13 protein-coding genes are annotated in these 14,887 nt (G+C 42.8%); 4 read left to right on the top strand and 9 right to left on the bottom strand.

Features of this window, described 5'->3' with window-relative positions:
* Positions 1-106: 106 nt before the first annotated feature.
* The 6 genes from AC59IL_RS23480 to kynU form a co-directional block, all read right to left on the bottom strand.
* Entirely contained in the window at positions 107-1,108 is a 1,002-nt protein-coding gene (locus AC59IL_RS23480) for a PorP/SprF family type IX secretion system membrane protein (protein WP_496554642.1), read from the bottom strand.
* A 23-nt stretch (positions 1,109-1,131) separates the two neighbouring features.
* Positions 1,132-4,893: a right-handed parallel beta-helix repeat-containing protein gene (locus tag AC59IL_RS23475; protein WP_496554641.1), complete on the bottom strand. Its 3,762-nt coding sequence runs from the start codon at positions 4,891-4,893 to the stop codon at positions 1,132-1,134.
* 372 nt (positions 4,894-5,265) lie between these two features.
* Positions 5,266-7,338: a T9SS type B sorting domain-containing protein gene (locus tag AC59IL_RS23470; protein ID WP_496554640.1), complete on the bottom strand. Its 2,073-nt coding sequence runs from the start codon at positions 7,336-7,338 to the stop codon at positions 5,266-5,268.
* 152 nt (positions 7,339-7,490) lie between these two features.
* Positions 7,491-7,622: a CAP domain-containing protein gene (locus tag AC59IL_RS23465; protein ID WP_496554639.1), complete on the bottom strand. Its 132-nt coding sequence runs from the start codon at positions 7,620-7,622 to the stop codon at positions 7,491-7,493.
* Between the two features lie 53 nt (positions 7,623-7,675).
* Positions 7,676-8,476: an orotidine-5'-phosphate decarboxylase gene (gene pyrF / locus AC59IL_RS23460; protein ID WP_496554638.1), complete on the bottom strand. Its 801-nt coding sequence runs from the start codon at positions 8,474-8,476 to the stop codon at positions 7,676-7,678.
* A complete protein-coding gene (gene kynU, locus AC59IL_RS23455; RefSeq protein ID WP_496554637.1) occupies positions 8,473-9,759 on the bottom strand; it encodes a kynureninase in 1,287 nt (428 codons plus the stop codon). Before kynU ends, pyrF begins: the two co-directional genes overlap by 4 nt.
* A 233-nt stretch (positions 9,760-9,992) precedes the next feature.
* Between kynU and AC59IL_RS23450 the strand changes: the two genes are divergently transcribed.
* The 4 genes from AC59IL_RS23450 to AC59IL_RS23435 are packed head-to-tail and all read left to right on the top strand — an operon-like array spanning position 9,993 to position 11,768.
* On the top strand, positions 9,993-10,316 hold the full coding sequence (locus AC59IL_RS23450; RefSeq protein ID WP_496554636.1) for an ArsR/SmtB family transcription factor: 324 nt from the start codon (positions 9,993-9,995) through the stop codon (positions 10,314-10,316).
* Positions 10,317-10,322: 6 nt separating this feature from the next.
* The gene (locus AC59IL_RS23445; protein ID WP_496554635.1) at positions 10,323-10,790 is read left to right on the top strand and encodes an SRPBCC domain-containing protein; all 468 of its coding nucleotides are present in this window, start codon (positions 10,323-10,325) and stop codon (positions 10,788-10,790) included.
* Positions 10,791-10,796: 6 nt separating this feature from the next.
* Positions 10,797-11,180, top strand: coding sequence for a DoxX family protein (locus AC59IL_RS23440; protein WP_496554634.1), 384 nt, complete (start codon positions 10,797-10,799; stop codon positions 11,178-11,180).
* A 9-nt stretch (positions 11,181-11,189) separates the two neighbouring features.
* On the top strand, positions 11,190-11,768 hold the full coding sequence (locus tag AC59IL_RS23435; protein WP_496554633.1) for a YdeI/OmpD-associated family protein: 579 nt from the start codon (positions 11,190-11,192) through the stop codon (positions 11,766-11,768).
* Positions 11,769-11,782: 14 nt separating this feature from the next.
* Here the strand turns inward: AC59IL_RS23435 and AC59IL_RS23430 are convergent, their stop codons facing one another.
* The 3 genes from AC59IL_RS23430 to AC59IL_RS23420 all read right to left on the bottom strand — a co-directional run bounded on the left by AC59IL_RS23430 (position 11,783) and on the right by AC59IL_RS23420 (position 14,830).
* Complete coding sequence (locus AC59IL_RS23430; protein ID WP_496554632.1) at positions 11,783-12,568, bottom strand: SDR family oxidoreductase; 786 nt, start codon at positions 12,566-12,568, stop codon at positions 11,783-11,785.
* A 153-nt stretch (positions 12,569-12,721) separates the two neighbouring features.
* Positions 12,722-13,630, bottom strand: a complete 909-nt coding sequence (locus AC59IL_RS23425) for a glycerophosphodiester phosphodiesterase (protein WP_496554631.1) — start codon at positions 13,628-13,630, stop codon at positions 12,722-12,724.
* A gap of 105 nt (positions 13,631-13,735) precedes the next feature.
* Positions 13,736-14,830 (bottom strand): Mrp/NBP35 family ATP-binding protein, encoded by a 1,095-nt coding sequence (locus AC59IL_RS23420; protein WP_496554630.1) that lies wholly within the window; start codon positions 14,828-14,830, stop codon positions 13,736-13,738.
* Positions 14,831-14,887: the final 57 nt, after the last annotated feature.

Genomic DNA, 14,887 nt, shown 5'->3' with positions numbered 1-14,887 from the left:
GGTTCAAATGGTCAGTGGTGAATGGTCAGTAGTGAATGGTCAATCGCCCTCTTGCTTTCTCCTCCTTAATTCGTAATTCTTAATTCGTACTTCTTAATTCCTGCTCCTACAATCTCGGACACACAAACGGCATATTTTCGGCCTGAATCGGTTTGCGGCCGAACAGGGTTAATGATATTTCAAAGTTATTGGCGTTGCCGGCCACCTTTCCCAGCTCCGACATATTCACATCATAGCTTACACCAATCATAAAATTTTTATAGTAAACAGCGGCATACGGCGATACGGCGTCCTTAAACCGGTAGTTGGCTCCGAGCATAAAGTCGGTCATATCATTCACCCGCATCTGGGCATAGGCGCCGGCCATTTTTTCCTGCGATTTGCCCTGCTGCATGTACAACACGTTAGGCGTAATGCTCAGGTCTTCGTTAACTGTTAATTTCAAACCACCGTGCGCCGTTAAACGCATGGGCATTTTGCTTTTGGCGTCGCCACCCGATATAAACGGGTCCTGCGGTTGTGTTAAATGATAGGCTGAAATTCCCAAAAACAAATTGGCTTTTTTACCGGGAGTTCCATCATAATACACAGCACCGGCGCCTGCATCGAATGCAATGGCCGATGTTTTGGTTAAGCCTTCGGTGAAGGTGCTGTTTGGATCGATTCCTGTAGTACCGTTCCATTGATCGCCTCCCTGAAACTTCGACGGATCAAAACGGCGGTTAATTACACCAAAGGCCATACCCATCGATATCTGGTGATATCCGAACCGTACGCCATTATAGGCCATGGAAGCATATCCGGTTAAATAATTATAGCCAATATTGCCGGCCCGCTGGTTCATAATGTTCAATCCAAGGCTTACATTTTTATTGGTGATGATATCGGCCGAAACGCCTGCTGTTGAAAAAGGATTACTGATGCCCCCCCACTGGCTGCGATACATTGCAGTAACGCGGTAATTACCATCAATGGCGCCTGTTAAAGCAGGATTCAACCATAACGGATACGAATAATATTGAGAAAAATGAGGGTCTGTTTGAGAATGTCCCGCTACTCCAGCCATCAATGCCAGCAGTAAAAAACCAGCTTTTAGAATATTTCTCATTACAAACAGTTTTAGGGATTTGATTAACGGATAAGGTTAAATGTTCCTTTATGGGTTACTTTACTTTTATCGGCCAGTTCCATAACCGCTACATAAACGTATACACCAACCGGTTGCGGCTTGCCTTTATACGAGCCATCCCAGGCGCCGTTTACTTCGGTTGTTTCATACACTTTTTCACCCCATTGATTGAACACCATTAAATGAAGGCTCTTCACGATGTTGCTGTATACTCTGAATACTTCATTTTGTCCGTTGCCATTGGGGCTAAAGGTGTTTGGAATAAATATCTGATCGGTAACGGTTGTTGCGGTTACCCAATTTGAATACACCGGCGGGCAATCATACCTTGTACCAATTGCTTTAACCATCAGGCCAACCGTATCGCGGGCATTTAAACCGTTGATGGTATGGGTAAGGCCAAGCGGTCCCGATGAAGGAGTTACCCAGGTAACGCCATCGCGCGAAACGAGATAAGCGGGTGTGTTGGGTACTGCCGTCCAGGTAAACCGTACTGTATACGATCCCACCGAATCAATCGACAGAACGGGGGTGTTAAGATCTTTACATATAGTAAATTCAAAAGCGCCGATATCGGGTGTTGTAGCACTGCGGCTTGTATCTATAATATCCCTGGCAACGCCTACGCCTGTACCCTTGTTATCGAATGGTATTCTGGTAGGTGTAAAGTCGGCGTTCAGGGGATCTTTATACACCGGGTCCATAGATATTGAAGCGGCATCTTTTCCGGTACCTTGCCAGTTGCTTAATGTGGCATAATTCGTTGCTCCCATACGGCCGGTGTAACTGGTACCGGTTGAGGCTACAATCAATAAGTTATTATTGTTCGAAATCAGGTTATTGTCAATAATATTCAAAAATATACAGTGGCGCACCCCTGCTCCGCTTCTTCTAATGATAATATTGTTGTTTCTGAATTCAGTTCCGGTAGAAGCCACGCCGAATAAACCAAATCCGCGCGTAACCACTGAGGCGGTGGCTTTAGAGGCAGAATCTTCGAGCGAAACCGTGTTGTGATAAAATTTCAGGTAATTCGACGTAATGGTGTATAACCCGTATTGCCATCCGTCGCCTTTGAAATTATACATCAGGTTGTTGCAAACGATATTTGGCGCACTGATCAAGGCGGTGGTCTTTTCAAAGTGAATGCCTTCAATTTGAACCGTGCTCACCTTGTTGCTATCTAATAAATTATGGATCTTATTTTTTGAAACGGTTAAACCAAAGTTCGACTGCCATGAATAAATACCATAAAATGTAAGGTAATTGGTACGGGTTGGCTGACTGATATCGTTACTGTCGACCAGGGTATTTGCAGTACCTGCCACATAAATGCCGAACGCGCAGGGATCGAGTATGGTATTGTGCGAAATGATATTGCCTACAGCCGACGAAGCTCCCACAAAGCCCGAGGTTGAAGTACAGGTAATGCCATAATAACCACCTTTAATGGTGTTATTGGTAATGAGGTTGCTATCGCAATAACTTGGTGTAGTATATGCTTTTGCATCACTGGTCGAAGGGTTGATCACTATGCCTGCATAGCCCGGTGTGGTAACGGTATTGCTTGATATAATGGTACAACGCTTTACGGTATTGTAGTCGGCATCGTTGATCATTTGTATGCCATAGCCAAATGATGCGCCCTGCACCTTCATGTTTAGGCTATCGATGGTAACATAATCGGCACCATTCAGTTTTATGAGCGCTCTTTCATCATTATCGGTAACTGCGTAAGCCAGCGTATCGCCATTGCCGTTAAAAGTGATTGTTCGGGTGGGCGATGTATTTAATGCCGGTATGGTTACCTGTTCGTTATAAGGACCGCTGCCGGGCGTTACATTAAACACCACATTGCCGGTGATACCGCATTGCATGGCCAGTACAGCATCGCTAAAGGATGCGAAATTTGTACCGCCTGTAGCCTGCGCCTTATTAATAGTATAGGTTCCGGCGGGTAACATGGTGTGAATGATAACCCGTTGCGGTGTTGAATAAGCTGTATTGGTAATACAGGTTACAGATGCCCTGTAATACAAGGTGGTATTCGGTGTTACATCAAACGCAGGATACGCCTCGGCTGTACTGATATCGGTATAAGGGCCGCTTAAACTCGTCGACGATTGCCATACATAGGTTTGCCCTACTCCCCATGAGTTGCCGGTTAAACCTAAGGCAATCTGCGGACCATAACACAATACGGTATCGGGTAATACCTCCGTAGCACCGGGTGTTACCGGTGTTTGACAGGCAGCCGATACAAATTCCAATACGCCGGGATCGGGGTTAAGCGTGCTGCGTATAACCCCTGCTATATCGGTAGTGATATTTACAGGCAAACCCATATTATCGATGGCCTGTGTAGTTGGTTTAAAATTAAAGGCTGCTATATTGGTGTAGCCGGGATCCAACGAAACGGAGTGATAATCAAACCCGGTACCTTTTTTCCATGCATTGATGGTGTAGTACGGATTTGTTGCATAATATCCAACCGCACAGATATACGCAGTAGTGGTTGGTACGTAATAAACATTTCGGTTGCCGGCAAACCGGGTTGGTTGTTGTTCGAAGTTGATACCATAGTTCCAGTCGCTTGTTAAACGCGTAACTGTAACAATGTTATTCAGCACATTTACATCGCTGATATTTTCAAAATAAAAACCGTTTGTTTCTGTGCCCGGAATGCTTTGATCATCGAGCGAAATGGTATTATGATAGATATTAAAATACGAAGCCGGTGCATACCTCGATGCAATACCATACTGGCTGTTGTTTGAGCTAAATGCATAAATGAGGTTGTTCGCCAACAGGTTCACTTTTCCCGACGTACCCAGCGACGAATTCATAATGCCATAAACGATACTGCCGGTAATCGAATTAGGAATTACAAAGTGATGTATCTTATTATTGGTGATCTTAACATCCTGGTTATATTCGCCCATGTATATACCAAACACATTGGTAATGGCGTGCGCACCGCCTGAGATATCGTTGCCATCTACAACAGTGCCGTCGTTATAATACAACTGAATACCGGCATTGTATGCATCGGAAATGGTGTTATTCAAAATTCTGTTACCACTTATATATCTTATAGGATTGCCTGTAACCGGTACAGAGGTTATGGAAATTCCGTCGTTGCCACCCGAGATAACACATTGCTGAATCAGGTTGTTATCGCAATAGCTGTATCCCGGTGTAAGGGCATTGTCATCAGCGCCGTTAATAACGATGCCCTCGTTATTTCCGGCGGTGTTCATATTAGATTGAACAGTAATGGTGCAATTGCTGATGGTATTATTATCAGCATCATTGATCAATTGAAAACCGTATCCATATTCACCGTTATTTACCGCAAGCGGTGTAACAGTGAGGTTATTAAATGTTATATAATCGGCATTATTCAGTTTAATACAGGCGCGCTGGGTGTTGCTGGTACTTAAATAGCGAAGGGTTACGCCATTGCCATTAAAGGTAATGGTGTTAACAGCGCTTGATCCTGTAATACTATTAATGATAACCTGCTCATTGTAGGGGCCGCTGCCGGCTGCCACATTAAAAGTTACGGCGCCGTTTATGCCGCTACTGCTTAAAGAAGATACTGCTGCGGAAAATGTCTGGAAATTTGAACCACTTGTGGGCAGGGCCGAATTAATGGTGTATGTACCGTTCATTTGCCCCTGTGTTGTATAGAAAGACAAACCAAAACAAAGGATAAACAGAAATGCTTTATCAATTACGTGCCCGCGTAAAATTTTTCGCATAGCAGATTATTGGATTTTAAATTTCTATAGGGTTCAGAATTACGATTAAAAACCAATTACCACTATTCGTGGGTTATTGGTTAATGGTTTGCATCCGGCACAACGACCCATGCCAGGATGTTATCCAAACAGGGTCGGGCAGTACATGCATCGTGAATTTACAATCCGCCAAACGTTAAACCCTACCGTATTATTGCGTTGTATCAACAATTTTTCTGATACGTGCCGGTAAAGTTTTCGTCTTACATAGAAACGCTTTACCGGTAATCCAATTGTGTTGAAATGAAACAGTTTACATAATATACTTATACACTTATGGGGAAAAATTTCTCATTAAAAATTTGCTTAAGTATTGATAAACAACGTACAACATTACCTTATAAGATTAAATGTTCCCTTATGTGTTACTTTACTTTTATCGGCCAGTTCCATAGATGCTACATAAACGTATACCCCTACCGGCTGCGGCTTGCCCTTATACATTCCATCCCAGCGGCCCTTTACATCGGTGGTTTCAAACACTTTTTCACCCCACTGGTTGAATACCATTAAATGAAGGCTTTTCACAATGTTACTGTACACCATGAATACATCATTCTGTCCGTTGCCATTGGGTGTAAAGGTGTTGGGAATAAATACCTGATCCGATACGGTTTGTACTTTCAGCCTGTTTGAATAAACAACCGGACAATCCCATCTTGTACCGATTGCTTTAACCATAAGGCCAACCGTATCGCGGGCATTTAAACCGGTAACCGTATGAGTAAGACCAAGCGGGCCCGAAGAGGGAGTTATCCAGTTAACACCATCGCGCGAAACAAGATAGGCAGGTGTATTGGGCACTGCCGTCCAGGCAAAGCGTACCATATACGATCCTGACGAATCAACCGACAAAACGGGGGTGTTAAGTTCTTTACATATGGTAAATTCAAAAGCGCCGATATCGGGCCTGGAAGCATCGCGGCTTTCATCGAGAATATCACTGGTAATGCCTACACCTGTGCCTTTGTTATCGAATGGAATTCGCGTGGGCGTAAAATCGGCATTCAACGGGTCTTTATACACAGGGTCCATTGATATCGAGTTCAAATCCTTTCCGGTACTTACCCAACTGGCCAAAGTGTTATAATTATTAGAACCACTCGATGTGCCCCTGTGGCCAGTGTAAATGGTACCGGTTGACCCTTCAATGAGCAAATTGTTATAATCCGAAACCATTGCACTGTTGTTAATACCTAAATAAATGCAGGTGCGCGTACCGTCGCCGCCTCTTCTGATAATAACATTGTTGTTTTTAAATTCAGTGCCGGTTGGTTCTACTCCGAACAAACCAAATCCGCGTGTAATGATTGCGGATGTGGCTTTAGAGGCAGTATCTTCGAGCAAAACCGTATTGTGATAAAACTTCACATAATTCGACGTAATGGAATAAATTCCATACTGATAACCAGTTCCATAAAAATTATACATCAGATTATTACAAACCATATTTGGAGTACCGGCCAAACAAAAAGTTTTTTCAATATATATTCCGTTTAACTGCACATTGGTTAGCCTGGTTTTATCTAATAAATTATGGATCTTATTTTTTGAAATCCGTAAGCCATAATTTGAATAAAATGAGTACACGCCATAAAAAACAACAACAGCTGTACGTGTAGGCTGACTGATATCGTTATATTCGATTAAAGTATTTGTGGAACCTGTAACATAAATACCATATGCACAGGCATCTTCAATAACATTATTTGTAATAATATTTCCATCACACCAGGTTACTCCCGGACTACCAGAGGTATCAGTTGCCCATGACGTACAGGTAATACCGCTAAAACCACCGATAACGGTATTATGGGTAATGGTATTACTATCGCAGTAACTCGGAAAAATATAATCCCTGGGATCATTGGCACTTCCATTAATAACGATACCGGCATACCCGTTTGCAACAGATGAAGTAGTTGAAATAATTTTACAACGTTTTACCGTATTGTGATCGGCATCGTTGATCATTTGTATACCAAAGCCAAAGGAAGTGCCGAGCACTTTTACATTTAAACTATCGATGGTTACATAGTGTGCACCATTCAGTTTCAACACTGCACTTTCATAAATATCGGTCGCTTCAAAAGCAAGTGTATCGCCATTGCCATTAAAGGTAATTGTATTGGTGGCGCTGGTACCGGTTATACTATTAATGATAACCTGCTCATTATAAGGGCCGCTTCCTGGTGCAACATTAAATACAACAGGGCCTTTTACACCACCTGCCAAAAAAGCAACCGCATCATTAAACGTTCGGAAATTTGATTCGCTTGCAGGCAAAGCCGAATTAATGGTGAAGGTACCACTGACCTGCGCACATGTTGTATAGAAAAACAAACCAAAACATAGGATGAACAGGAATGCTTTAGGAAATACGAAGCCGCGCAATTTTTTTTGCATAGCAGATTATTGGATTTGAATTTCTACAGGATATAAGAATTATTATATATAACTAAATCACCATTTAAAATACATACAACGGTTTCTAATAAACGTTAAACAATATGCTATTATTGCTAACCAGTTGCGTGTGCAGATGGCGAAGTTCGCGGCTAATATTTAGTTGCAAAAATTTGTGTCCAGTAATTGCCATCCCGGCCAACACCCATTTCCGTTACATTACCGCTCATGATATTTTTACAGTGGCCTTCGCTTTGCAGCCAACCATTCATGACTGCCCCCAAAAAAGAAGTCCCGCAAAGCGGGACAAAAAGAGCAAAAGAATTTATATAACTTCTTACAAATACAGCGCCATCTCCTGCTGGTATTCTTTTGCAATCAGCATTGCTTTATCAGCAAAATCTTCACCGTTCGAAGCATAAATAATTGCCCGGCTGGCATTTACCAGTAAGCCAATTTCTTTATTCATTGCTTTTTCTGAAATTTCTTTCAGGCTGCCTCCCTGCGCCCCTACTCCGGGAACAAGATAAAAATGATTGGGTGTGATAGAACGAATGTTTACAAACTCATTGGCCTGTGTGGCGCCTACAACGAACATCAGCTGATCGGCCGTTCCCCATTGTGCAGCGGTTCGTAACACTTTTTCGTACAATAACTCATTCCCAGCGGGCTGTAATTCAAAATCACGTGCACCTGAATTGGAAGTTAATCCCAATACGATCGTCCATTTATTTTTATATTCAAGGAAGGGTAATACACTGTCGGCCCCCATGTAAGGCGCCACTGTAATGGCATCGAACTGCAGAGCTTCAAAAAACGCTTTGGCATATTGTGAAGAAGTATTGCCTATATCGCCGCGTTTTGCATCGGCTATCTTAAAATGTGTATCAGGAATATACAATGCTGTTTTTTCCATGATCTCCCACCCCTGCTTTCCCATAGCTTCATAAAAAGCAGTATTCACTTTATAACCTACGCAGTAATCTTTGGTAGCATCGATGATCTGTTTATTAAATTCAAATACCGGATCGGGGCCCGATAACAAATGTTTCGGGATCTTAGTGATATCTGTATCCAGTCCTACAATCAGGTACGATTGTTTACTGCGAATTTGCTCAACCAGTTGCTGACGTGTCATGCTTGTTGAAGTTGTAAAATTTGCCGCAAGATATTAGTGAATTGCCATACTTCCTCAAAAGTATTGTACAAAGGTACCGGGGCCAGCCTGATCACATTCGGTTCGCGCCAGTCAACGATTACACCGGCCTTTGCCAGCTCGTCGAAAACCATTTTGCCATGTTGCAGCATCAGCATCGATACCTGGCATCCTTTTTCGGCTTCTCCGCGGGGAGTTATAAACTCGATTACCGGCTTTTGCCGGTTAATATTCAGTTCATCGAGCAAAAACCATAACCAGCTGTTTAACAGTTTTCTCTTTTTTTGTATCCTTTCAAACCCGGCTTCTTCAACAATTTCAAGCGCCGCCCTGTGTGCGGCATACATGAGCGGCGAAGGCGTGCTCAACTGCCATCCTTCGGCCGAACGAATAGGATTAAATCCTTTCTGCATCAAAAACCGGGTGCTTTTATCGTATCCCCACCAGCCGGCAAAACGGGGCAATGAAGCATCGTTATGATAACGTTCATGTATAAAGGCACCGCCAATACCACCTGGGCCCGAGTTCAGGTATTTGTAGCTGCACCAGGCAGCAAAATCAACATTCCATTCATGTAATTGCAAAGGAATATTACCGGCAGCATGGGCCAGGTCGAAACCTACTTTGGCGCCTGCTGCCTGCGCCGCTTTGGTAATAGCCTCCATATCAAAAACCTGCCCGGTGTAATAGTTTACACCGCCCCACAGCACCAGCGCCAGCTCCTCTTTATGCTGCTCAATAGTTTGCAGAATATCTTCCTGCCTGATGGTATGTTCACCCGGCCGCGGCGCCACTTCAATGATCACTTCTTTGGGATTAAGCCCATAGTATTTTACATGTGTTTCGAGCATGTACTGATCACTGGGAAATGCCTTTGCTTCGCATATGATCTTATTTTGCCGGCGGTTCGGCCGGTAAAATGTAACCAGCAGCAAATGAAGATTTACCGTAAGCTGGTTCATGGCCACCACTTCGTGTGGCAATGCACCGGTTATTTTCGCCAGCGGATGAATCAACTGATCGTGGTAATGCAGCCAGGGTTGTTCGCCCATAAAAAAGCCTTCAACACCATAGTTTGCCCATTTATTCAATACCTGCTGCAAATAATCTTTTGTGCGAACAGGCTGCAATCCGAGCGAGTTGCCCAAAAAATAAATTTGCTGTCGGCCGTCTATAACAGGCTTGATAAACTGATCGCGGAATGACTGTAGTTCGTCTTCTTTGTCTAATGAACAGGCAAAGGTTAGGGTGTTTTCAAAATGCATCGGGTTATTTTAGGAATGAGCAATTTTACGCAAAGCCCGTGCCCCGCCACGGCGGCACCGGAAAGGCACAAAGCCACAAAGTATAAAATTTAGTGATTTTGGAAAATTTAAAGTCATCCACAGTCAATATATTCCGGCTTTTTTGCTCATAAAAGGGGCCTTTTAAAAAAAATCGCACAAAAATTTGCGTAGTTAAATAACTACATTTAAATTTGTAGTCAAATAGCTACGCAATGAATTTAAGACGCGACGTATTTCAGGCCATAGCAGACCCTACAAGAAGGGCTATACTTCTGTTGGTTGCTGCTCAGGCTATGACGGCCGGGGCCATAGCCTCCAACTTCGACACTGCCAGACCCACAGTTTCAAAGCATTTGCAAATACTCACCGAATGCGAACTGCTTGAACAGGAGCAAAACGGCAGAGAAATTTACTATCACTTAAATCCCAAAAAGATGAAAGAAATAGCAGACTTCATTGAACCATTCCGCAAAATGTGGGATGACAGATTCAATAAATTGGAAAGCATCATGAAAAAATACAAATCCAATAAATAGAAAAATATGGGACTAAAGACAAAAATCAATGCCGAAGACGGCAAGCAGGAAATGTGGATAACAAGGGAATTTGATTTGCCGGTTGAATTACTTTTTAAAGCGTATGCTGAGCCCGAAATTGTTGAGCAATGGATGGGAACGAAAGTGCTTAAACTTGAAAATAAAAAGCACGGCGGCTGGCAGTTTGAAACAAAAGATGATCAGGGAAACGTGGTATTCAGGGCCAATGGGGTCATTCATGAATTTGTTCCTGACCTGAAAATCACCCGCACGTTCGAAATGGAGAATGCGCCTTTTGACGCTCAGCTTGAGTTTTTGCAATTTGAAAAACTTACCGACGACACCAGCAAACTCATAATGCATGTAATATACAAGTCAGTTGAACTCAGAGACCAGCTACTGAAGCTGCCCTTTGCTCAGGGCATAAACATGGCACATAACCGATTACAGGAAATCGTAAGCAAATTAAAATAACACTTCATGAAAAAGAGAAATAAAATTATTTATTGGATCGCTACTATCTGGCTTTCATTGGGAATGACGGCAACGGGAATTGTGCAATTATTAAAATCGAAAGAGGAAATTGCCAGGATGATACATCTGGGTTATCCGATCTATATCCTGACCATACTGGGCATCTGGAAAATGTTGGGCGTTGTAACCGTGCTTCTTCCTAAATTTCCTTTACTAAAAGAATGGGCTTATGCGGGTTTCTTTTTTGCCATGTCGGGTGCTGTATTTTCACACTTTGCCAGTGGCAGTGACGCCAAAGATTTTTTTGGACCGGTATTATTACTGATCCTAACTTTAGTGTCGTGGTATTTGCGACCAGCGGATAGAAAAATCATTTCAGTTAATCAATAAATGAATAACATGAATCCTGAAGTTGACTGGTATTTCGATAAAAACGAAAAGAGGCAGAAAGAAATAGAGAAATTGAGATCGATCGTTCTTGACTGTGGGCTTACTGAAGAATTGAAGTGGGGTGTTCCCTGTTACACGTTTCAGAACAGTAACCTGGTTTTGATACATGTGTTTAAAGAATACTGTGCGATACTGTTTTTCAAAGGCGCCTTGCTAAGTGATCCCGAAGGTATTCTGATTCAGCAAACAGAAAATGTGCAGGCGGCGCGCCAGATCAGGTTCACCCAACTTCAGGAAATAGTCAAGAAGCAGGCAATCATCAAGGCCTATATTTATGAAGCCATTGAAGTGGAAAAAGCCGGCTTGAAAGTAAATTTTAAAAAGAGTACAGCATTCAACATTCCAGAAGAATTTCAAAAGAAATTAGATAAAATGCCTGCATTAAAAACTGCTTTTGATGCATTGACGCCGGGACGGCAAAGGGCATACCTTCTTTATTTTTCTGCCCCTAAACAATCCAAAACCCGGGAGTCGAGGGTTGAAAAATGTATGCAGCAAATACTCGATGGAATGGGATTAAATGATTAGTACGTTTTTTAATATTACAATGAACCCGTTTTACCCCCATCTACAGGAATGCTAACCCCGTTTACGTAAGAGGCAGCAGGTGAAGCCAGAAAAGCAGCAACTGCTGCCAGCTCCGACGCATCGCCAAATCTTTTCATAGGAATTTCTTTCGTCATTTCCTGTTCAATCACATCGGTTGCAACACCTCTTTTTTGAGCATTGTTCTGAATCAGGCTTTGCAACCGCTGTGTTTTGGTGAAACCCGGCAATATATTATTTACCGTAATATTAAACCGGCCAACTTCGTTGGCAAGGATCTTCGACCACATAGCCACTGCTCCGCGCACGGTGCCCGAAACAGCCAGATTGGTAATGGGTATACGTATAGAAGTAGAAATAACATTGATGATGCGGCCATATTGCGCCTCCTGCATAGAAGGAATAACGGCTTTGGCGAGTATCTGATTAACGATAAGATGCTGATTGAATGCCTTTAAAAATTCTTCTTCCGTTGCATCCAGCACCGAACCCGGCGCAGGGCCGCCGGTGTTATTGATCAGTATATGAACCGGATGTTGCTGTACATGTTGTGTAACAATATTTTTTACCTGCTGTGCATCACTAAAATCAGCTACGAGGTAACTATGTTGCTGACGTAATGCAATATCAAGATTTTGAACAGCCGCTTTTAATGCCTCTTCATTTCTGGCGATCAGTGTACAGTTTGCGCCCAATAAAGCCAGCTCTTCGGCTATTGCCAGTCCAATGCCCTGTGTGCTTCCGCAAACAAGGGCGTTTTTGCCTTCCAGTGAAAGATGCATGTTTATAGTTTTTGGTTTATAGTTTGAGGTTTCGTTGAAATTTGTAAAGTGTTTTGTATATCTATCTTTCTTTCATTTTAAAGTTAGGTATGTCGCCAAACATGAACCATTTCCGAACTAAAGAACAAGAAACAATAAACCACAAACCTCAAACTATTTAATTATGTCGGGATAATCGGTAATAATACCATCTACCCCCATCGCTTTCATTTGATCAATAGTGGCCTTGTCATTTACCGTCCAGGGAATAATTTTTATTTTGCTTTCGTGACATTTTTCAACCAGCTCTCTGGTAACAAGGCTATAAGCCGGACTGTAAATAGTTGGCATAAACCCTAACACCTGAAGCTGCTCTTCAATAGAGCGTTTATCATCATCCTCAATTAAAGCAGCTGTTTTAACAGCCGGATATTTTTTATGCAATATCTGCAGGGTGCGAAAATCGAACGACTGAATAATAACCCGGTTGGTGATCTTCGCATTGTTGATCACCTTCATCAGCACGTTTACAAACTCTTCGGGTGCAGGATGATACACATGATCGGTTGTGGGCTGCGTTTTCGTTTCAATATTATAAAAAAAAGAAACGCCTGATTTTAATTTGCGATATGCTTCAGCATTCTCAATCACTTCGCGCAATAAAGGTTTGGTAGCTTTTAACCGGCGCTGGTTGGGAAACCGCGGGTGTGGCTTCAATCCAACATCGTACGTTTGCGTTTCGGCATACGTCATGCGGTAAATGTTCAGGTTTCGTTCTTCCTGTTCCGTTACAGAGTCGCCGTTTGGTTTGGTAGTGATTTCATGATTAAAAAAGGGTTCGTGCGACAGAATCACCTGTTTGTCTTTAGTGATCACGGCATCCATTTCAAGCGTGGTGACGCCCAGTTCAAGGGCCTTCATCATGGCAGGAACGGTATTTTCGGGCATTAATCCCCGGCATCCGCGGTGACCTTCGATATCAAATGCAGGCAACAATGGATCTTCTGTTTTTTTGGCTACATGACATGCTAATACCAGACCAACAATTAAAACCAGTTCTATTACTTCCCTTACTTTAATCATAGTTGATCAGTTGATATGTTGATCGGTTGACAAGTTGATCAGTTGACAAGTTAACCAGTTAACTTGTTAACCTGTTAACCTGTCAACTTTATTAACCTGTCAACTTTACTCAATCACTTCTGCTACTTTCGCTGCACTTAACTCGGCATTGCGCATGGCAATACTGCGGGCGGTATTTCCGGCAAATTCTTCAAAGGCTTTCTTTGTGATCATATCGTCACTTATCATAATAGGAACACCGATATCGCCACCTTCACGAATAGATTGAACCAAAGGAATTTGCCCCAGAAACGGAAGATCATATTCTTCAGCAAGGCGCTTGCCACCTTCTTTTCCAAATATATAATACTTATTATCAGGCAATTCGGCAGGAACAAAATAACTCATATTTTCAACCAGCCCCACAATGGGCACTTTTATCTGTGCCTGGCTAAACATGGCAATGGCTTTTTTAGCATCAGCCAGCGCCACATCCTGGGGAGTTGAAACAATGACTGCGCCGGTTACCGGTACTGTTTGAACAAGTGTTAAATGTATATCGCCGGTGCCGGGCGGCATATCAATTACGAGATAATCGAGCTCATCCCACAATACATCGGTCACAAACTGGCGAATGGCGCTGCTGGCCATGGGGCCGCGCCAGATAACTGCATTTTTTTCATCTACCAGTAAGCCGATGCTCATCAGTTTTATACCAAAGCGCTCAAGCGGTACAATCATTCCTTTTTCACCAACACTCTTCATCATGGGGCGTTCGCCACGAACGCCGAACATAATAGGAACGCTGGGACCATAAATATCAGCATCCATAAGCCCCACTTTGGCCCCACCCTGCGCAAAAGCAAGTGCCAGATTGGCGGCCACAGTGCTTTTGCCAACACCACCCTTTCCGCTTATGACAGCAATTATATTTTTTACTTTCGGCAATACAGCGCCCGCATCTTTACGATTGGTGCTTGTATTTGCTGTAAAATTCACCTTTACAACAGCCTCTTTATTAACCAGTAACTGAACTGCGTTTTCGCATGCCCGGCCTATCATATCTTTTAACGGACAGGCAGGTGTAGTAAGCACTACGGTGAAAGACACGGTATTTCCGTCGATCACTATATCTTTTACCATGTTCAGGGTAACAATATCCTTTCCCAAGTCAGGTTCCTGTACGTTCCTCAATGCATCTAATACTTTCTCAGGGGTCATTCATCTAAGAGTTTTGTTAAAAAGATTAGTTTGTCCACAAAATTAACCATTGGCATG

This window comes from Niastella sp. sgz303648, from assembly GCF_059587045.1.
This window is presented reverse-complemented; position numbering and strand designations above follow the sequence as displayed.

Bases quoted from the DNA above. Each gene is read 5' to 3' on its own strand.
- AC59IL_RS23480 (WP_496554642.1), bottom strand. From the start codon at position 1,108: ATGAGAAATATTCTAAAAGCTGGTTTTTTACTGCTGGCATTGATGGCT.
- AC59IL_RS23475 (WP_496554641.1), bottom strand. From the start codon at position 4,893: ATGCGAAAAATTTTACGCGGGCACGTAATTGATAAAGCATTTCTGTTT.
- AC59IL_RS23470 (WP_496554640.1), bottom strand. From the start codon at position 7,338: ATGCAAAAAAAATTGCGCGGCTTCGTATTTCCTAAAGCATTCCTGTTC.
- pyrF (WP_496554638.1), bottom strand. From the start codon at position 8,476: ATGACACGTCAGCAACTGGTTGAGCAAATTCGCAGTAAACAATCGTAC.
- kynU (WP_496554637.1), bottom strand. From the start codon at position 9,759: ATGCATTTTGAAAACACCCTAACCTTTGCCTGTTCATTAGACAAAGAA.
- AC59IL_RS23450 (WP_496554636.1), top strand. From the start codon at position 9,993: ATGAATTTAAGACGCGACGTATTTCAGGCCATAGCAGACCCTACAAGA.
- AC59IL_RS23445 (WP_496554635.1), top strand. From the start codon at position 10,323: ATGGGACTAAAGACAAAAATCAATGCCGAAGACGGCAAGCAGGAAATG.
- AC59IL_RS23440 (WP_496554634.1), top strand. From the start codon at position 10,797: ATGAAAAAGAGAAATAAAATTATTTATTGGATCGCTACTATCTGGCTT.
- AC59IL_RS23435 (WP_496554633.1), top strand. From the start codon at position 11,190: ATGAATCCTGAAGTTGACTGGTATTTCGATAAAAACGAAAAGAGGCAG.
- AC59IL_RS23430 (WP_496554632.1), bottom strand. From the start codon at position 12,568: ATGCATCTTTCACTGGAAGGCAAAAACGCCCTTGTTTGCGGAAGCACA.
- AC59IL_RS23425 (WP_496554631.1), bottom strand. From the start codon at position 13,630: ATGATTAAAGTAAGGGAAGTAATAGAACTGGTTTTAATTGTTGGTCTG.
- AC59IL_RS23420 (WP_496554630.1), bottom strand. From the start codon at position 14,830: ATGACCCCTGAGAAAGTATTAGATGCATTGAGGAACGTACAGGAACCT.